This is a genomic window from Herbiconiux sp., from assembly GCF_023264895.1.
In the GTDB taxonomy this organism is placed as follows: Bacteria; Actinomycetota; Actinomycetes; order Actinomycetales; family Microbacteriaceae; genus Herbiconiux.
In genome coordinates this window covers 1-17649 of sequence record NZ_JAHFUY010000091.1, presented here as the reverse complement: position 1 = coordinate 17649, position 17649 = coordinate 1, and the positions used below count along the sequence as shown (strand labels likewise).

Annotated in this window: 18 protein-coding genes; 8 read left to right on the top strand and 10 right to left on the bottom strand. The window is 64.6% G+C overall.

Annotation, left to right across the window (positions count from 1 at the left end):
• The 3 genes from Q0D57_RS15595 to Q0D57_RS15585 form a co-directional block, all read left to right on the top strand.
• Positions 1-264: hypothetical protein (locus Q0D57_RS15595; protein ID WP_291045729.1), on the top strand; the 264-nt coding region annotated here is incomplete at its 5' end.
• Between the two features lie 45 nt (positions 265-309).
• A complete protein-coding gene (locus Q0D57_RS15590; RefSeq protein WP_291045727.1) occupies positions 310-1023 on the top strand; it encodes a hypothetical protein in 714 nt (237 codons plus the stop codon).
• An 18-nt stretch (positions 1024-1041) separates the two neighbouring features.
• Positions 1042-2412, top strand: a complete 1371-nt coding sequence (locus tag Q0D57_RS15585) for an SIR2 family protein (RefSeq protein ID WP_291045725.1) — start codon at positions 1042-1044, stop codon at positions 2410-2412.
• A gap of 1032 nt (positions 2413-3444) precedes the next feature.
• Here Q0D57_RS15585 and Q0D57_RS15580 read toward each other — a convergent pair.
• Positions 3445-3909: a hypothetical protein gene (locus tag Q0D57_RS15580; protein WP_291045723.1), complete on the bottom strand. Its 465-nt coding sequence runs from the start codon at positions 3907-3909 to the stop codon at positions 3445-3447.
• Positions 3909-5276 (bottom strand): ATP-binding protein, encoded by a 1368-nt coding sequence (locus Q0D57_RS15575; RefSeq protein ID WP_291045721.1) that lies wholly within the window; start codon positions 5274-5276, stop codon positions 3909-3911. The genes Q0D57_RS15580 and Q0D57_RS15575 overlap by 1 nt, the downstream gene beginning before the upstream one ends.
• A 168-nt stretch (positions 5277-5444) precedes the next feature.
• Between Q0D57_RS15575 and Q0D57_RS15570 the strand changes: the two genes are divergently transcribed.
• From Q0D57_RS15570 to Q0D57_RS15555, 4 genes are all read left to right on the top strand, one after another.
• A complete protein-coding gene (locus tag Q0D57_RS15570) occupies positions 5445-5603 on the top strand; it encodes a hypothetical protein (protein ID WP_291045719.1) in 159 nt (52 codons plus the stop codon).
• 43 nt (positions 5604-5646) lie between these two features.
• Positions 5647-6066 carry a hypothetical protein gene (locus Q0D57_RS15565; protein WP_291045717.1) on the top strand — a complete coding sequence of 140 codons (420 nt, stop codon included), beginning with the start codon at positions 5647-5649 and terminating at the stop codon, positions 6064-6066.
• A 252-nt stretch (positions 6067-6318) separates the two neighbouring features.
• Positions 6319-6822 carry a helix-turn-helix domain-containing protein gene (locus Q0D57_RS15560; protein WP_291045715.1) on the top strand — a complete coding sequence of 168 codons (504 nt, stop codon included), beginning with the start codon at positions 6319-6321 and terminating at the stop codon, positions 6820-6822.
• 20 nt (positions 6823-6842) lie between these two features.
• Positions 6843-7142 carry a HepT-like ribonuclease domain-containing protein gene (locus tag Q0D57_RS15555; protein WP_291045713.1) on the top strand — a complete coding sequence of 100 codons (300 nt, stop codon included), beginning with the start codon at positions 6843-6845 and terminating at the stop codon, positions 7140-7142.
• Between the two features lie 68 nt (positions 7143-7210).
• Here Q0D57_RS15555 and Q0D57_RS15550 read toward each other — a convergent pair whose 3' ends face one another.
• From Q0D57_RS15550 to Q0D57_RS15535, 4 genes are all read right to left on the bottom strand, one after another.
• A complete protein-coding gene (locus Q0D57_RS15550; protein WP_291045710.1) occupies positions 7211-7807 on the bottom strand; it encodes a hypothetical protein in 597 nt (198 codons plus the stop codon).
• A 102-nt stretch (positions 7808-7909) separates the two neighbouring features.
• Positions 7910-8416 carry a hypothetical protein gene (locus tag Q0D57_RS15545; protein ID WP_291045708.1) on the bottom strand — a complete coding sequence of 169 codons (507 nt, stop codon included), beginning with the start codon at positions 8414-8416 and terminating at the stop codon, positions 7910-7912.
• A gap of 9 nt (positions 8417-8425) precedes the next feature.
• Positions 8426-8827 (bottom strand): hypothetical protein, encoded by a 402-nt coding sequence (locus tag Q0D57_RS15540; RefSeq protein ID WP_291045706.1) that lies wholly within the window; start codon positions 8825-8827, stop codon positions 8426-8428.
• A 380-nt stretch (positions 8828-9207) separates the two neighbouring features.
• Positions 9208-12666, bottom strand: a complete 3459-nt coding sequence (locus Q0D57_RS15535; RefSeq protein ID WP_291045704.1) for a bifunctional proline dehydrogenase/L-glutamate gamma-semialdehyde dehydrogenase — start codon at positions 12664-12666, stop codon at positions 9208-9210.
• Positions 12667-12793: 127 nt separating this feature from the next.
• On the opposite strand from Q0D57_RS15535, the gene Q0D57_RS15530 reads away from it, so the two are divergent.
• The gene (locus Q0D57_RS15530) at positions 12794-13702 is read left to right on the top strand and encodes a LysR family transcriptional regulator (protein ID WP_291045702.1); all 909 of its coding nucleotides are present in this window, start codon (positions 12794-12796) and stop codon (positions 13700-13702) included.
• Here the strand turns inward: Q0D57_RS15530 and Q0D57_RS15525 are convergent.
• From Q0D57_RS15525 to Q0D57_RS15510, 4 genes are all read right to left on the bottom strand, one after another.
• A complete protein-coding gene (locus Q0D57_RS15525) occupies positions 13688-14605 on the bottom strand; it encodes an ornithine cyclodeaminase family protein (RefSeq protein ID WP_291045700.1) in 918 nt (305 codons plus the stop codon). The genes Q0D57_RS15530 and Q0D57_RS15525 overlap by 15 nt on opposite strands.
• An 11-nt stretch (positions 14606-14616) precedes the next feature.
• Positions 14617-15855 carry an amidohydrolase family protein gene (locus Q0D57_RS15520; RefSeq protein ID WP_291045698.1) on the bottom strand — a complete coding sequence of 413 codons (1239 nt, stop codon included), beginning with the start codon at positions 15853-15855 and terminating at the stop codon, positions 14617-14619.
• Positions 15852-16355 (bottom strand): GAF domain-containing protein, encoded by a 504-nt coding sequence (locus Q0D57_RS15515; RefSeq protein WP_291045695.1) that lies wholly within the window; start codon positions 16353-16355, stop codon positions 15852-15854. Before Q0D57_RS15515 ends, Q0D57_RS15520 begins: the two co-directional genes overlap by 4 nt.
• 54 nt (positions 16356-16409) lie before the next feature.
• On the bottom strand, positions 16410-17649 hold a 1240-nt coding region (locus Q0D57_RS15510; protein WP_291045693.1), incomplete at its 5' end, for a helix-turn-helix domain-containing protein.

Here is a 17649-nt window from a genome sequence, read left to right as displayed (position 1 = left end):
CGGCACGCCCTCTGCCGCCAGCCGCCTGATCAGCGCCCAATCTTCCAAAGTGATCACTCTCCAATCGTCGAGTGTTCACTTTTCACCGCCACAACTGTCCAGTTTTCAACCGCCGCCGACAGCCGTGTTCATAGAAGAATCACCTATGTCGGTGAGGAAGTTCGCGGCACCCCAGGCCCCACCCGGTATCACCCATCGTTAAGTGCGACTGGCGAGAAGGCGGCACTAGTAGTGATCCGGCTGACTGTCGGCGGCTATCGCTAGTCTGCAACTGAGGCTCCCACATGAACAAATGAACTAGGAGGTGCCATGTCTCTCGACCATTCGATGCAGTCTCTTCTTAGCCGCGTTATTGCCGATCTGCCTGAGGGCACGCGCCTCCAATTTGCTACGGTGGCGCGCGCGCCACGCCTCCAGAACCGTGTTGACGCCAGCGTTGAGGCCCAGAGGCTCATTGAGGCGGCTCAAGCGGAACGGTTGACAAACGGAACGCCTTTCTGGCACGCCCTATTTCGTGCCGGTGCCCGTGGCGAGATGGGAGTTCCTGAGGAGATTCTGGATGCAGCTCAGTACCATCAGCACCCGGTGGCAACCGAGGCTCTTCAAGTTGTTGTCGGGGCGAAGAGCAACGATCGCATCTTGAAGCTGAGCGACAACCTCAAAGCAACTGACGTCCTTATGCTCACATCCAGGCTTGTTCTTCCAAGTGGTTCCATTGCCCATCTGCCTATGCTCGACTTCTCAGTCAAGGCTCGGCTGCCGGGAGCTAGGGGTACGGTATCGCGTTCGGTTTCTTCTCTTCGTGTGTCGGGCGAGCTGACTTCAACTGGACGTTCCTTCCACCTTTTCGGCCGCAGATCGATGAGTGAAGCTGATTGGAGAGACTTCATGGCCCGAGCACTACTGCTGTCACCCATCACTGACGAGAGGTGGATCGCTCACCAGTTGGTCGCTGGATACGCGAGCCTGCGCGTCTCCCGCAGCGATAAGGGCGAGGCACCTATTCCGTTAGGAACGGCGTAAATAGTCCAGGGGGGACAATTGACCAATCTCGTTTCTGAGTTCAGCGAAGCTGTCCGTGGGCGTCGTGCTGCAATTTTTGTCGGGGCCGGCCTTTCTAAACCAGCAGGTTTACCCGGCTGGAGTGCCCTCATTGAAGATGCACGCACCGAGGCGTCTGTGCCTTCGGAAGTGGTTGATGCGCCGTTGGCCGCGGAGTACATCGTTAGCAAGATCGGCGACCGAGCGCTCTACAGATCCCTTTTGAGCAAGCTTGGTAGGAGGGCATCTCCCACTGACTTGCACCATCGCCTAATCAAGCTGCCGGTTTACGAATATTGGACAACAAACTACGACCTGCTACTTGAACAAGCGCTTCAAGAAGCCGACAGGGGTGTTGCTCGCATTGTGAAGGACGAGGATCTCGGAAGCCGCGTCACTATTGGTGAGCACAAGCAGCTGTTCAAGATGCATGGGACTCTAAATGACCCCGATGGAGATGCGTGGGAGGTCGAGCCCACCTTAACCCGAACACACTTCGAGACCTATGAGGTGGAACACCCCCGATTCTGGGCTCAACTGCGTGCTCAGTTCCTCACCCGCTCGTTTCTATTTCTCGGCCTGAGTTTCGAGGATCCCAACGTAAACGTTTTGCTCCGGTTGGCTCGTTCACTCGAACTCGGCGCCGGACCGACAAAACACTTCGCCATCATGAAGCGCGAAACCGAGCCTCTTGCTCTCGCGCTCCAGGAACTTCGCATCCACGATCTGCTGAACGGAGGAATACACGTGCATCTCGTCGACGACTACCCAGAGCAAAGCGATCTCATAGCCCGTATCGAGGTGCTGACTCGGCGACCAAACGTGTTCATCTCAGGTAGCAAGCTCACGACTGACGCGGAGATGGTCGCTGGCCAGCTGGCGACGCGTCTCGCCGAGGAGCCAGAACTCGCCCTTCTCTCCTTTGGCGGCGAGGCCGCGTCGCTGTTCAGTGGCGTTTTTAAGGAAGCTCTTGTCCCAGGCACCTACCGTCCTGAGGGCATCCGGCACTACTACCGGAGGGGGGCCGAGCTTGAGTTCGAAGAGAGAACCGGAACCGCCATATTCACGGATATGGAGCTTAGTGATATGCGCAGTTACGTGATTCCTCTTGCGCGGGCAATGATTGTATTCGGCGGCGGAGCTCGCACCGAGGAAGAAGCAGAACTTGCTCGGAGCCATAACGTCGCGGTAATCCCGGTTGGGATGACCGGCGGCGCAGCAGCGAGAATTTGGGGAAAGTACCGAGACAGTCCAGAGAAGCTAAACCTGCCGCTCCACAGTGACTCTCGAGATTGGGCGAGACTTATGTCCAGCAACGTGCAAGCGGTTCAGGCCGCACACCAGATCATTCGGGCATCAATGTTTGGATAGCCGTCGACGCGGGATAGACCACTCGAATTTGCTACTTTTCTGAGCCTCGTATAGGTCCTTGGCCCGGAGACTGTAATCCGGGTTGATACGGCGTCCAATAACCGTCAGAGCGACAACTTCGGCGCCTGCTTCACGTAGCGCGAAAGCGGCGCTCTGCGCACGTGCCCCGGATGCGTATACATCGTCGATCAAAAGTATCCGATCGTTGCGAATATCTCCGCTCGCCCGGTAGGCCGAAGTAGAAGCCATGCGCGACCTCAACTCTGAGGTTGTCCGGATAACTGCTGCCCTCGGCTCGATCCCGAACTCAATAGCGTTGTTGATTAAAACCTGTAAGGGATGAGGTGGTTGACGACGGGTCGACGGGACAACAACAAAATAGGATGGGTCTAAGGACCGAATCCATGATTCGTTGGCACCGAGGAATCTGCCCAATATCGCCGAGACTGCGTTTATAGCGGCATCGTCCGCCAGTCGCTCATCTTCGCTCTTGTAATAGGTCAACCAGTCACGAAGCCGCCCCGGCTTTGCGTATAGCGAGATCGGTTCAACCGGGAGAGTTATCCCGTCCAGCTGGCTGGCGCAGAGTCGACAGTTCTCACAGCTGTCATGCTCTGGCTCGTAGTTGATGCTTCGGCAACTCGGACAAATACCAGACGTAGGCGCTGGAGGTGAGATCAGGTGTGCAATTTCCCCTCCCGCGGCAAAAGCCAGCGGCTCACTCGGAGCATCATGCACAAGGCCGAGCGTATCCGAACAGATGGCACTTGTGGCTCACTGGGCAATTACGAGACGCCCTTCGCAATTCAAGCGTCTACTCCTTCGACCCCACCATAATCGGCCGACTAGTCGACGTCACTGCAGACCTTCACCGAGTCAAAGGGCCGAGCCGGCGGCCGGATCTTCGCCGAGCATGCGCAGGTCCGGGCGCAAGGATCGACGGCCACCGATCTGCTCACGTCGAGGCAGCCCGAAGGAGGCGGGAGCAATCCCAGCAGCCCCAGCCCGGAATGAACACGGAAGTCGACCCGCCTAAGAGTACGAGCCAAGCTTCTCATCGAGCGTCCAGATAGCTGCGCGGATCTGAGATCGCTGCTCGTACTGCAACCGCTCGTTGATGATGAGAAGGTCGCCGGCCCCGAGCTGGCTAGCTGCGTGCTCCACGTAACTCGTGAGCGTGTCGGCTCCGTCGAGCAACTGCTGCAGGAAGTCCCTATCCCAAGCGAGATCATGAAGCACCCATGGCGCCTTCCCTTCGCAAACCAATCGCAGAATGTCGTGTAGCCGCGTAGCTGTCTCTCGGCGTAAACGTCCGTCAGAAAGTTGTGCGATGAAGTTTCCGGTTTCGACAACAGACGTGACAGGGAGAATGAACCGCTCCTTTCTTCCGAGTCTCGCGCTCATCTCGCTACGCACCCGCTCCGCGTTCTGATCTCGTCCTGGAACGGGCACTAAATTGCAGAGGACGGACGTATCAATAAATGAGATGACGGTCATCAGCCGAGTCCGAGCAGACGCTGGAACTCAGCGTAATCAGATGGCTCAGGCTCCAAATCGGACAGCTTGCCCGTGGTCACAGCAGCACCGAGAGACCCCTCTGCAAGCGCGATGGCATAGCCGGGCAAGTCTGTAATTCGCGTGAGCCGGCTGTGACCCGTTTGCTGGTCGCGGTGGCAGACGATGATGTTCGAGTTCAGACTGCCCTCCGCGGCGTCCAGCAGGGCGGGACTATGCGTAGTTATCAGCACGCTTGTCCCCGCAATCATGCTGCTCTCGCGAACCAGCTGGAGCACCCGGTGGGCCTGAGAGGGGTGAAGTCCATTCTCGAGTTCCTCCAAGACTATTAGGACACCACTTGATGGTTGGGGCCTGTCCGTCGAAGCCGTTGTCGAAACCGCGGCATCGATATCAAGCCCATTCTGTGGAGACAGGAGAGCTGTCGCGATGCCGATGAAACGCAGAAGCCCGTCACTCATCTCCCGCGCCGGGGTTCGCTCTACACTCTTTCGATCGGCACCTCGCGCCTCTTGCAGCGCAAGCATCACGTCGCCGAGCTCGGAGTTGAAGAACGAAATCTCTCGCACTCCGTCGTCGGCAATGAGTCGTACGAGCTCTTCGATCCGCTTGAACGCTCCAGGGTCGGACGTCTGTAGATTTCGAAGTGCCGGCGAAAGGTTTTCGCCAGTCCTGCGGAGTTCTACATCTCGCCCCTTAGCGAAGTCTCGCATGAGGTGAGGAATCGGGTCGAAATGAAATATTCCTCGGAGAGCACTTTGGACGGTGGTTACAGCGGAGATGACTGAGCGCTCCGCGCGATTGGAACCAGAGACGACCAGAGGTATCTGCGTGAGAATCAGTCGACTATCGCGGAATCGGGAGGGCGGGTTAGTTCCTCGCTTTCCATTGTGGATTTCAGCTTCAATTCCGAGCCCCGGTGCCCCTGCCCGCCTTGTTTCGAAAATGGGCCCGTACGAGCGCGCTCCGCTTGCGGCGGCGACCCCATAACCATGAAGGCTCTCCGCGATTATCCGAATGTCGGGACGGACTTCGATCCGCACGCGATATTCATACGGTTCATCGTCGAGTTCCACGATGCACCCAAGGGTGAAATCGTTCAGTCCGTGCGGGGCGCAACCCTCTGAACCGCCCCTAACCGCACCAATCTCGCGTCGGCGTCCGTCAAGCGCGTCGATGAGGTCTTCTCCTTCAGCAAGACGCGCAAGCACCTCGAGGCCGTCTAGCGCGTTGGACTTTCCAGAGCTATTCCTACCAATGAGCAGCGTCATGGCACTCAGCGGGAGAACTTCATCGCGAAAGGACTTGAATGCGATCAAGTTCAGTTGTGTGACGCGCGCGGTTGTCATGCCTAAAGCGTATGCGCAGCACCACGCATTTGGCCTGAATGAGGCGGGCGACTATCTAGCCGCCGCTTCCGTCCGCCGTCGCATCGCGGCACGGCTCGCCTTATTGCCGCGGCACGAGGAGAGGGTGGTCTGCGCGGCCCTGCGCGAGTACGTCAGGGCGGTGCCGCTGTGAGCGTGCACGAGCGGTTCGGCGGCCGGCTCCGGCGCTGCCGGCAGTGCGGCATCTGGGTGGCACGCGGCGAGATGGTCTACGGCCACCGCGCCTGCTCCGAAGACTGCGCCAGCAACATCTGGTTCAAGGAGACGTTCGACGCTTTCGTGGACTAGATGAGGGACTCGGCGGGACCATCTGGCTCGGTAGCATGAGCGCATGATCGCTCTCGCCGCATCAGCACGAGCGCTCAGGGTGTTCCAAGTCGTGTGGATGCTCGGCTTCCTCGTGGGAACAACCACTCACACGGCGGATCTGATCGTCGGCGGAGTGAACGCCTGCAGCGACTTCCCTCTCGGCGTCCGGCTGTTCTGGGTGTCACTGACGTTCCTGGATCCGGCCATCGCTGCGCTGATCATCTTTCGACGGCGCTCCGGCATCGTGCTCGGCATCGCCGTGATCGTCGCCGACATCGCAGTGAACTGGACCGTCTTCGCCATGGTCGGCGGACTCTCGTTGTTCGGCGTCATCAGTCAGAGCCTGTTTGCGGTGGTCATCCTTGTCACGGCTCGCTCGCTGTGGAGATGGTTCGGGCCATCTTCTCCACGAGAACGCGGCGACGTGACCGGAGAGGCCTGACCGCCCACGAGTGCGAGACGGTCGGCCAGGGCCCAGGAGCTAGGAGTGCTGGCTGATGCCACCGGAGACGACTGATCCGCTCCGCTTATCGTGCCGCACATCCCGCCGGAAGTGCACGTACGGCGACTCGACGATCAAGAGCGCCAGGAGCTGATTCTGTTGAGTCGTCTCTCTCGGTATGGATTCAGGGAGGTAGTTCGATCGCCAGAGAGATAGCGCATGTATGTAACTACGATCAGCTATATTGACTACATGTCATCTGCGGCTGAACTTCTCCGAGGCGCGCGCCTCAGTTGTGGTCTCACCCAGCAGCAGCTTGCCCAGAGGGCCGGCGTCACGCAGAGCGTTGTGAGCGCCTACGAGAGTGGGAAGCGAGAGCCGTCGCTCAGCACTCTCCGCCGACTGGTGAACGCCACCGGACTGCACCTCGAGACCCGCGTGACCGAAGGGCACCCAGCATCCCGGCCGAACTTGCGCGAGTTGGTCCACGCGCATCGCGACGAGCTCGGTGCAGCGCTCGGCTCCCTCGGCGCATCTCGCATCCGACTGTTCGGAAGTGCGGCGCGTGGAGACTCACATGAGCAGAGCGACGTCGACCTGCTCGTGGCGCTCGACGCGGGCGTAGGACTGTTCGCTTTGTCGCGTATGCGCGGCGAGGCAGAGCGAATCCTCGGAGTCGACGTCGACGTCGTGCCCGAGGACTCACTGAAGCCGGACGTACGCGAGAGTGTTCTTGCTGATGCGGTGTCGCTGTGAGCCGCAGCGATCAGAGGCTGTTGGAGGACATCTCCGTAGCCTGCGAGGCGATCATCGACTACGCCGGCCGCGACTCCGCCCCGGAGGATCTCGTGTTCGATGCCGTGCGCATCCGATTGGTTGAGATCGGCGAGGCCGTGAAGGGGCTCACCGATGGCATCAAAGCACGCGAGCCGGGAGTGCCGTGGAACGACATTGCGCGCATGCGCGACTCTCTTGCGCACCACTACTTCGACACGTCGCACGCGATCGTGACCGAGACCGCCCGCTCGGATGTGCCGGCGTTGCACGCGGCCGTGCTGAGGTTGCTCGAACGGTAGAAGCGGGAGACAGATCGTCGCACTACAGGTCATCGACACACCGCGGGCGCCGCTGAAGCACGCGCTTGCTACGAGATAGCGAGCGTATCCCCCGGGCTCACTTCGATGGCCTCGATGGCCGGGGTGCGCAACAGAGCATCGATGCACTCGCGGCGTCCGGCCACGATGGTGCTGTCGTAGTCGATCTCGGAGACGACGAACCAGGCGCGGTCGGCCGGCCACCAGAGGTTCGCGAGCTGAGACCAGGGGCGCGAGCTGAACGAGTGCGTCGCATCCTGGATCGGGCCTTCGAACAAGCCCATGACGCGGCGGTTCGACTCGAAGAGCTGCACGCTCGGCGGGAGCTCGCTGGCGCCGAAGCCCTCCCACAGGCCGAAGAAGCAGGTTGTGGGAGTGGTGGTGAATGAGGCGAGCGCCTCTGAGAGTGATTGTGCGACGGAGGGAGTGAGCGTGCCGACCCGCGGTCGACCGCGCCACTCCTCGCCGTCGGGGCCGACGGTGATCCTCGTCCACTGGGCGAGCGGGTCGAATCTGTGGCCGTTGGCAGCCGCGACGGATGCCCACGTGGCGGGCTCGTCGCCCTGTTCGATCTCGTGCAGCACTCGGGCATACGCGTCGTACTCGGCCGGAACGAACCCCTCGATCGTCAGATTCCAGTGATCCATGCTCGCCGCGACCCAATCAGCGGACGATGACTGCGACAACGGACGCATCCAGACCCCCTCGTTCACTGGACGTCCTGCGCATTGCCGAAGGCTGGTGCTCCATCACCCCTCGGCGAGGCACGTACCCAGATCGACCCCGGCCAGCACCAGCGCATCAACCTTCTCCTGACGCGTCTTGGGAATCGCGAGGCCGTTTTCGCTCAAGCAGGCGTCGAGAAGTTCGCCGTCAGCCTGCTCGTCTTGATGGGCGGTCTGCCACGACTCGTCGATGGCCGCGAACTCGATCTGGTAGCAGCGGTCTGCAGTGCCGTCGTCGGTCGCCTGTGCCAGGTACCGGTAGTCGATGATCGAGGTGCTGGTATCCAGCACCTCCACGGTGTACCCGCCCGCAGACATGCACGCCTGGAATCCCGCGAAGCCGGCGTCGTACTCTGCTTCATCCACGACGCCGTCGGCCAGCGCATTCTCCTGCGCGAGGGACGGAGGGAAGACCTCCCCCCTTGGCACGTCCTCGCCTGCATTTGCGGCGACGCCCGCACATCCGCTCAGTCCAACACCGGCGAGGATGAGAGCGGCGCTGATCGAGATGGTTCGTTTCGTAGATCGCATTAGAGCTCCTTAGGTCGTGAACGGCCAGCCGCCTGAGAAGCCCCAGGCTTTGTAGCCACAGTCGTGCGAGGCACCCAGGATGGTGCCGCCGGGGTGGTAGGTGACCATGCCAGGCGCCGATTTCCATGCGCTGGTGTAGGTCGGGCTGCCCGGATAGGACTGGTACCGAACCTGAACCCGCGCGTTGCCGCAGCCCAGGTTCGGATTCGGATTCGTCGGCGAACCGGTCTGGCCGCCCACGGCTTGCGAACTCTTGCCCGTGACGGTCAAGTTCTGGGTGCAGTTCTTGTACTTCGACCCCGTCGCCATGGCCGAGGTGTCTCCGACGACATGGATGCCCGCCAACAGCCCTAGCGCCGCGATTGCGGCCAGTATGCGACGACCATGACACCCTTCAATTCGTCTCATCATGCCTCTTTCTTGAGAATGATTCGTTTTCTGGGATGACCATAGACCCGTAAGTGGCTGGTGTCTAGATCCCTCGACAGGACGATCGCGGAGTTCGCCGCGGCGGTGAGGCGCCACCCCGACGACCTCCCTTTGGAAGGCGTCGACACCCCACCGGCGGGCTCGCGGCCGACCTCTCCGAGCACGCCTCCGACGAGCAGGGCGATCTGCACCTCGACGAACCCGGCGTCCTCTGCGGCCGAGGACGTCCTTCAGTTGTAGCCGAGCACGACGACGGAGCTTGTCGGGCAGGGAACTGTAGCCACTGCGGTTGTCGCTGCCTCACAGGGTGGGGCTTCTTCGCGGTCGATCATCGGTGATCCTTTCTCAGAGACGCGTCGGGTTCAGATCATGGCGTCGGTCAGGTGGTTGGGCGTTCCGAATCGGTGAGCCGTGATCGACACGGCCTGTTCCCGCAGGTACGGGAGCAGCTCGATCCGGCCGGCCTCCGTGACGGGGTTGGCGTAGATCGCCAGGTCGGGCCGCCCGCCCGTGGCTGCGGTCACCGATTCGACACCGGTGCCCAGCAGTCGCACCCGCCCGCCGCCGAACGCGATGACCCGCGACGCCCACGCCGTGTCACTCTCGACCGTGACGGTCTGTGCAACGGCGGAAAGAGCGGCTTCGATGTCAGCGGGGAGCCGATGCGCACTCGAGATGACCATCTCCGTGCCGGTGAGCGCGCCGGCCAGGACGGTCCTGACCAGATCGGCTACCGGAGCGTCGCTGCCGAGCCGGACGAGGATCGGTCGATCCACCGGCACATATCGAAAGACGTTGCGCTCAGCCGAGAGCTGCGAGACGTCCTGTGCAGTGAAATGGCTCTGCCATGCGGCCGCATCGCTCTCAGCCGCTCGGTCGAGCGAGTCTGCCTCGCTCGAAGTCAAAGCGGCTCGAGACGCCGCGAGCAGCGCGGCGACGTTCTTGTCCGTCGCGGCCGCTCCCTGCTTCGCTGGCACGGAGACCCACGAACCGAGACCGATGAGGTAGTTGGGCCCGCCCGCCTTGGTACCTGCGCCCACGGCTGACTTCTTCCATCCGCCGAACGGCTGGCGGCGGACGATGGCTCCCGTAATACCCCGGTTCACGTAGAGGTTTCCTGCCTGAACCGTGGTGAGCCACAGGTCGATCTCTTCGGGGTCGAGCGCATGCAGTCCAGAGGTGAGCCCGTAGTCGACCTCGTTCACGATGTCGATCGCGTCCGTCAGGGTGGAGGCCGTCATGATGCCGAGGATCGGCCCGAAGTACTCCGTGCGGTGGTACTCCGAGCCACGGGCGACGCCGTCGCGGACTCCGGGGCTCCACAGCTTTCCTGTGGCGTCGAGCTGGGTCGGCTCGATCAACCACCGCTCTCCGGCACCCAGCCTCGTTAGCCCCTCCAGGAGCTTCCCGGCGGCAGGTTCGATGATCGGACCCATCTGAGTGGCGGGGTCTGTCGGGTAGCCGACGGTCAGCGACGACACGGCGTCGAGCAGCTGGGTGCGGAACCGGTGCGATCGGGCGACCGAGCCGACGAGCACCACCAACGACGCGGCGGAGCACTTCTGCCCCGCGTGCCCGAAAGCGGACGAGACGACGTCCTTGACGGCGAGGTCCAGGTCGGCAGAGGGAGTGACGATGATCGCGTTCTTCCCGCTGGTCTCCGCGAGAAGCGGGAGATCATGGCGGAAGGACCGGAACAGCTCGGCGGTCTCATACGCTCCGGTGAGGATGACCCGGTCCACGTTCGGGTCGGAGACCAGCTGCGTGCCGAGCTGGCGCTCACCGACCTGCAGCAGTCGCAGCGTATCGGCCGGCACACCTGCCTCCCACATGCATTCCGCGATGAGAGCGCCGCATCGAGCGGTGAGCGCCGCAGGTTTCAGGATGGCGGCGGAACCGGCGGCGAGAGCCGCGAGTGCACCACCGGCGGGGATGGCGACGGGAAAGTTCCAGGGCGGCGTGATCAGAGTGAGGTTCGACGGAGTGAATTCGGCCCCGTCGATCGTGTCGAGTTCCACCGCGAGCTCGGCGTAGTAGTGGGCGAAGTCGATGGCTTCTGAGACCTCGGGGTCGGCTTGATCGATCGTCTTGCCGGCCTCGGCGGCCATGACCTCGAGGAAGTCGGCGCGGCGCCGTTCCATCTCGTCACCGACCTTGTGCAGCACGGTCGCGCGGTAGGTCGCCGAGAGCTTCCCCCAGGCCTTGCCGGCCTCCTTCGTGCTGCTGATGAGGGCGCGCAGGGTCGTCTCATCCCGGATGACGGATGCCTGGACGCTCTCGACGCCGAGCTGGGAGGTGGCGGCGCGCTCCAGGATGCGGCTCGCAGCCTGCCGGTTGGCCTCGACGGACGGGTCCGTGTCGGGGGTGTTCTCGAACGCGCCGAGCGTGGGCCGCGGTACGGCGGCGTGCCGGTGGGCGACCTTGTGCGTGGCCGGCACGCGACCGTCGAGGGCTGCGACCGACGCGATGAAGCGCTGCCGTTCCCTCTCGAAGAGGGGCTCGTTCTTCTCGAGCTCGAAGACGGCCGACATGAAGTTCTCCGATGACGCGCCTTCCTCGAGGCGCCGGATCAGGTAGGCGATGGCCACATCGAACTCGGCCGGAGAAACCACCGGGGTGTAGAGCAGGAGCGAACCGACCTCGCGGCGCACGGCTTCGGCTTGGCCCTGGGCCATGCCGAGGAGCATTTCGTACTCGATGCCGTCGCGCACGTTGCGGCGGCCGGCGAGCAGCCAGGAGTAGGCGACGTCGAAGAGGTTGTGGCCGGCGACCCCGATCCGCACGTTATTGATCCGCTCGGGGTGCAGCGCGTAATCGACGACGCGCTTGTAGTTGGTGTCGGACTCCTGCTTGGTGTTCCAGGTGGCCAGCGGCCACCCGTGGATGGAGGCTTCCACCTGCTCCATCGGGAGGTTCGCACCCTTGACGACCCGGACCTTGATCGCCGCACCGCCGCGCGCTCGGCGGAGGGCGCTCCACTCCTGCAGCCGGATCATCGCCGACAGCGCGTCGGGCAGGTACGCCTGGAGGACGATGCCGGCTTCGAGATCGAGGAACTCCGGCTGATCGAGGATGCGGGTGAAGACCGCGATGGTCAGGTCGAGATCCTTGTACTCCTCCATGTCGAGGTTGATGAACTTCGGCGCCGGGGCGTTCGCGGCTCGCGTGAAGAGGGGGGCGAGTTCGGCGACGATGTCGTCGACCGACTGATCGAACGCCCAGGGGTTGTGCGGGGCGACCGTGGACGAGACCTTGATGGAGACGTAGTCGATGTCGTCTCGGGCTAGGAGCCGATGGGTTCCGTCGAGTCGGCGGGCTGCCTCCTTCCGGCCCAGCACCGCCTCGCCGAGGAGGTTGACGTTGAGTCGCACACCGTCGCGCTTGATCCTGGCGATCGCGGCGCCGAGCCGCGCGTCCGTGGCGTCGATGATGAGGTGGCTCACCATGTCGCGCAGCACCTTTCGGGCGATCGGGACGACCACTCCCGGAAGAACGGGGGCCAGTGCACCGCCGAGTTTCACGGCGCCCCGCATGGGTGCCGGGAGGAACGCGGGCACCTGGGGCGCGATCGACTTCAGTGTCTCCGCCGCCACTCGGCGGTCCTCCGGTCGAACGACGCCGTCGACGAACCCGACGGTGAATCCCAGACCGCTCGGGTCTTTCAGCACTCCCGCGAGGCGCTCCCCTGACGGGTCGGTCGGGAACGTTGACGCTTCGCGCAGCCACCGACGGACGAGCGCGACCGTGTCGGCGATGAGTTCCTCATCGACGGAATCGGGCGAGGGAGTTGCAGAACCGGTGAGTGCGACCGTGGTAGCCATTCGAACCCTTCCTAGAAGACTTCACCCGCAGGTGATCTGACCCCTAGTATTCGCAGGGAGACGCTTGAACAAAAGCGACTGTTTCTTATCACTACTCATCATTCGAACTGATGTATTCGGAGATCCCATGCTCGACCTGCACAGGCTCGTCCTCTTACGCGAGCTGTCCATCCGAGGGACGATGGCTGCCGTTGCGGAGGCGCTCCAGTACAGTCCCTCGGCCGTCTCTCAACAACTGACCTTGCTGGAGAAGGAGTCGAACGCGGTGCTGCTCCGGAAGACCGGCCGCACCGTGCAGTTGACCCCGCTGGCCGAGATCCTGGTGAAGGCTGCGGAGGAATTGAGCAACACGTTGGAGCGGGCGGAAGCGGAGCTGCACGCAGCCGACACCAGCGTGAGAGGGCGGGTTCGGGTGGCGGTGTTCCAGTCCGCTGCGCTGGCTCTGATGCCGGCGGCGTTGACGATGATGAAGACGGATCATCCCGATGTCCGGGTGGAGATGGTGCAGAAGGAACCCGAGGAGGCCCTGCACGAGACCTGGTCGAGGGACTTCGACATGGTCATCGCCGAGCAGTATCCCGCACACGCAGCGCCGTGGCTGTCGGGACTCATCCGTCGCGACCTGACGACCGACGCGATACGGCTCGCCGTCCCGGACACGTTCGACGGCACGGGGATCGGTGATGCCGCGGATCTGCCCTGGGTGATGGAGCCCCGCGGCACCGCGTCACGGCACTTCGCGGAGCAGAGCTGCCGGATAGCCGGCTTCGAGCCCGACGTGCGATTCGAGACGGCGGACCTCCAGGCCCAGATCCGTCTGGTGGAATCCGGCAATGCAGTGGCACTGATGCCGGATCTGGTGTGGGCGGGGCGTCCCGCATCGTGCACGCTGCTCACCCTCGCCGATGAACCCCGTCGCACGATCTTCACGGCCCAGCGCGAGTCCGGCGTGGACTGGCCCGCGGCACGGGCGTTCCTGGCGACCTTGGAGCAGGCAGCCCGGGAGATGGAAGGGACTCTCTCAGTCGAGAGGTGACGAGGCCCGGAACACCGCATCGGCGATCACGAGGTCCTGCCACCCCATGCCCACCGACTTGAACACCGCGGGGCTTCGACGCACGGGCACCTGAGCCGACGAGATCAACCCGCTCAGCCCCACGAGGTCGTCGGCGCGGAGAGGCCCCTCCTCGATGGCCAGGATCACGTCGCCTGCTTCCCGGAGCGCCGTCTCGACATCGTCGACCACCACCACCGCACGGCCGAGCAGAGCCGCGTCGAGCTCCCGGCGGTCCGGATGGTGCGAGCCCACCGCCACCACCACCGCGTGACCCCGCACGAGCCCACCGTCGAACACGGGAGCCGCCGCGCTCGTCGCCGCGACGACGAGGTCGGCCGACGCGACGTCGTCGGGGGTGCCCGCTGATGCGACGATCCCGTCCTCGTCGAGCCGCTCGAGCAGCGCTGTGACGGCCCCGGGCGATCGGGACACGATCCGCACCTGCTCGATCGGGCGCACCACCCGTAGCGCGCGAACGTGACCTTCCGCCTGCGGGCCCGCGCCGAACACGACCAGGCTGTGCGAATCGGGGGTGGCGAGCGCGTCCACCGCGACCGCCGAGAGCGCGGGCGTGCGCAGCGTCGTGAGTGCCGCTCCGTCGAGGACAGCGCGCGTCGAGAGCGTCTCGGCGTCCATCAGGATGTAGCTCGCCTGGATGCGCGGCAGCCCGAGGGCGTCATTGCGGGGAGCGACCGACAGGACCTTCACCCCCACCATTCCGCCGTGCTCCGCGGGCATCAGAAGGAGCTCGCCTGCGGCCGTCGCGACGGAGGTACGCGCCGGCTGGCTGCCCGGATCGAGCCCGCCGATCAGCGCTTCCCGCAGAGCCGCGACGGCATCCGCCCAACCGATTCCGGCCCGCACACCGTCGGCATCGATCATCAGCACGGCACTCAGCCCCGCATCCCAGGCGCCGGCACCGCAGGCACGAGCACGCCGTCGAGCACGATCCGCGGCCGCCGCTCGCTCCACAGCAGCGACGGGGTCTCGAAAGGGTCGCCGTCGAAGATCAGCACATCGCCGAACGCCCCGGGTGCGATCCGTCCGATCCGGTCGTTCTGCAGCAGTGCCGCGTTCACCGAGGTGACGCTGCGCAGCGTCTCGAGCACACCGGTGACGTCACTCTGCAGGCGCAGTCCCTGCAGCTGCTCGCTCTCGAGCGAGCCCATCAGATCCGAACCGAAACCCACCGGAACACCCGCAGCCCGCGCACGCTCGATCGCCACCGTTCCGCTGTGAAGCACCTCGGCGTTCTTGGCGAGGCCGACGGCGGTCATCCCGAGCGCACGGCCGTGCCGCGACATCGCGTCGTAGGTCGCCAGCGTGGGCACCAGGTAGGCGCCCGCCTCGGCCATCGCGCGGGCCGCCTCCTCGTCGAGCAGGTTTCCGTGCTCGATGGAGCGCACCCCGCCGCGAAGGGCGTGCAGGATCGCTTCGGGCGAATAGGCGTGAGCCGCGACATAGCTCCCCCGGCGGCGCGCCTCCTCCGAGACCACTCGGATCTCGTCGAGCGAGTACTGCGCGATCGTCAGGGGGTCGGAGGGCGAGGTGACACCCCCGGATGCCATGATCTTGATCGCGTGCGCTCCGCCGTGGAAGCGGGTGCGAACGGCCGTGCGGAGCGCCTCAGGACCGTCGACGATCTCGAGCCCCGGGCCGCCGTGGAAGCAGAGCGTATCGTCCGGAGCGGTCGGATCGCCGTGCCCACCGGTCTGACTGAGCGCAGCACCGGTGTAGAAGTAGCGAGGGGCGGTCAGCAGGCCCTCCTCGATCGCGGTGTGCAGGCCCGCATCGCCTCCCGCGACATCCCGCACGCTCGTGAAGCCCCGGTGCAACGCCGCGCCAAGTCGCTTCCGCGCGCTCAGCGCGAGGTAGCTCAGCAGCCGGGTCTCGTTGCTGAGCAGATCGAGCGACACCGCATAGGCGTGCAGATGCGCGTCGATGAACCCCGGCGTGACGACCCCACCGCGCGCATCGAGCTCGGCGATGTCGGCCGGCACGCGCTCATCGGAGGCGGCGATCGCGCCGTCGATGATCACCAGGTCCCGGGCGACGAGCGATTCCGACGACCCGTCGAAGAGGAGCCCGTTTCGGATGCGCAACGAGCCGCCGCGCGTGCGGTAACTCGTCATCGGACGCCACCGGGGAAGGTGCCGGAAGCTGTCCCGAACGCGGTCTCGGGAAAGGCCTCGGCGCGTGCGGCGACGACGGCTTCAGTGGCCTCGGCCGTGATCTCCAGCGCGACCGCCGAGGAACCCTCGTCGAGGCTTCCCTCGGCCCCGAGGAAGTTGACCGAGCCGATCGTCTCACCCTGGTAGACGACGGGGGTGTTCACGATCGCACCGCAACCGAGTGATTCGATGGTCTCCCAGTCGACGAAGAACGCCCGCACGGACTCACGGTCGGCGCCGAGGAAGGGCTGCTGACCCGCCACGACCTGCTCGAGCCAGATCGGCGAGGTGTGCGCGGGATCGAGGCGCTTGCGCCCGCCCACCGCGTACACCTCGGGGTGGGTGGAGAACACCCGCGAGACCTCCTCCTTGTCGGGCGTGAGCACGGTGACGGTGACGAGGATGCTGCCGAGGCGCTGGATGGCGGCGTCGGCGGCCTGATCGAGAGTGAGGTGTGGCATGGCGTGGCTCCGGTTCGAGAGGGTGGTCAGTGGTCGGTCATCAATGGTCGGCGGTCAGAACTCAGCGGTCGGCCTCGTGGCGACCGGCAGCGCTCGGAGATCGAGTGCCGAGAGCAGCAGGTGGGTCGACAGAAGTCGTTCGGGATGGCTGAGGGTGACGCCCAGGGTCGCCGCGTGCCGCATTCGCAGCTGCACGGTGTTGCGATGCACCCCCAGGTGCTCTGCCGCCGCCGTGACGGAGCCAGCGCAGTCGAGATAGCTCACCACGGTCGCGATGATCTCCGAAGCCTGGGGGTCGGCCAGCAGCGCCGGGTACGTGGTCAGTGCGAGATCGAGCGCGTCCTCGGCGGGCAGCAGTCGTCGGAGCAGCGGCAGGCCGAACCGCCGGAAGTCGAGCACGGGTCCGCCCGGTTCGGCGAGTCGTGCCGCCAGTCCGGCCCGCCGCAGGAGGCTCGTCACCTGCTCCGTTCCCTGCGGGTCGTGCGCCACGCCGACGGCGGCACCGAGGTCACCGAGCCCCGAATCGGCGAGTTGCTGCAGCGCGTCGTCGAGCTCGTGCTCGGGGTCGGCGAGGGGCACCAGGGCGAACCAACCCGACTGCAGGCGGGCGAGCGGCACCCGGGGAAAGGTCTCCCGCCATCGGCTCGTCACGACCGGAGCGATACGCGTCGAACGCTGATCGACATCAGCGACCCGCAGCACCACGGCCGCGACGGATGTGCCGGAGGGCAACCGACGGAGAGCCGGCTGCTCCGACCGGCTGTCGTCGAACGCGCCGTCTTCCCGCAGGCCTGAGAGGGCGGCGAACGACAGCAGCGGCGCGGCACCGACGAGGTCGTCGAGCTCCTGCTGGAGCAGCAGCGCCCGCACGGTCATGCTCGCTCGGGCGAGGGCTTGGTCGGCGAAGGCCTGCTGCACAGGAGCGACCTCGGCGACGAGCTCCGGACCGTGCCCGCCTTCTTGCCCACGATGGCCACGATCCCTAGCGCTCAACACCAATCGCGCGACCACGGGGTCCGCCGGCCGCGTCCCGTGCGACTCCAAGACGATGCCGTCCACCACCAACTGCACCACCGCGTCGCCGAGTTCCTGGGAGATCTCGCTCAGCACCTCCGGGATGCTGGCGGCCCGGAGCACCCGACTGTGCAGGGCGTCGAGGCGAGAGAGAATTCCGGCCTCGAGCGCCCCGAGCTCCCTGGCAAGGGTGAGGGCGGTGCGGTCGATGCCGTCGGAGGTGGTGAACAGCGCCACACCGAACCGGCGGGCGAGCTCGATCACCGACTCCGAGAACGAC

Bases quoted from the DNA above. Each gene is read 5' to 3' on its own strand.
- Q0D57_RS15590 (WP_291045727.1), top strand. From the start codon at position 310: ATGTCTCTCGACCATTCGATGCAGTCTCTTCTTAGCCGCGTTATTGCC.
- Q0D57_RS15580 (WP_291045723.1), bottom strand. From the start codon at position 3,909: ATGACCGTCATCTCATTTATTGATACGTCCGTCCTCTGCAATTTAGTG.
- Q0D57_RS15575 (WP_291045721.1), bottom strand. From the start codon at position 5,276: ATGACAACCGCGCGCGTCACACAACTGAACTTGATCGCATTCAAGTCC.
- Q0D57_RS15565 (WP_291045717.1), top strand. From the start codon at position 5,647: ATGATCGCTCTCGCCGCATCAGCACGAGCGCTCAGGGTGTTCCAAGTC.
- Q0D57_RS15560 (WP_291045715.1), top strand. From the start codon at position 6,319: ATGTCATCTGCGGCTGAACTTCTCCGAGGCGCGCGCCTCAGTTGTGGT.
- Q0D57_RS15550 (WP_291045710.1), bottom strand. From the start codon at position 7,807: ATGGATCACTGGAATCTGACGATCGAGGGGTTCGTTCCGGCCGAGTAC.
- Q0D57_RS15545 (WP_291045708.1), bottom strand. From the start codon at position 8,416: ATGCGATCTACGAAACGAACCATCTCGATCAGCGCCGCTCTCATCCTC.
- Q0D57_RS15540 (WP_291045706.1), bottom strand. From the start codon at position 8,827: ATGATGAGACGAATTGAAGGGTGTCATGGTCGTCGCATACTGGCCGCA.
- Q0D57_RS15535 (WP_291045704.1), bottom strand. From the start codon at position 12,666: ATGGCTACCACGGTCGCACTCACCGGTTCTGCAACTCCCTCGCCCGAT.
- Q0D57_RS15530 (WP_291045702.1), top strand. From the start codon at position 12,794: ATGCTCGACCTGCACAGGCTCGTCCTCTTACGCGAGCTGTCCATCCGA.
- Q0D57_RS15525 (WP_291045700.1), bottom strand. From the start codon at position 14,605: ATGATCGATGCCGACGGTGTGCGGGCCGGAATCGGTTGGGCGGATGCC.
- Q0D57_RS15520 (WP_291045698.1), bottom strand. From the start codon at position 15,855: ATGACGAGTTACCGCACGCGCGGCGGCTCGTTGCGCATCCGAAACGGG.
- Q0D57_RS15515 (WP_291045695.1), bottom strand. From the start codon at position 16,355: ATGCCACACCTCACTCTCGATCAGGCCGCCGACGCCGCCATCCAGCGC.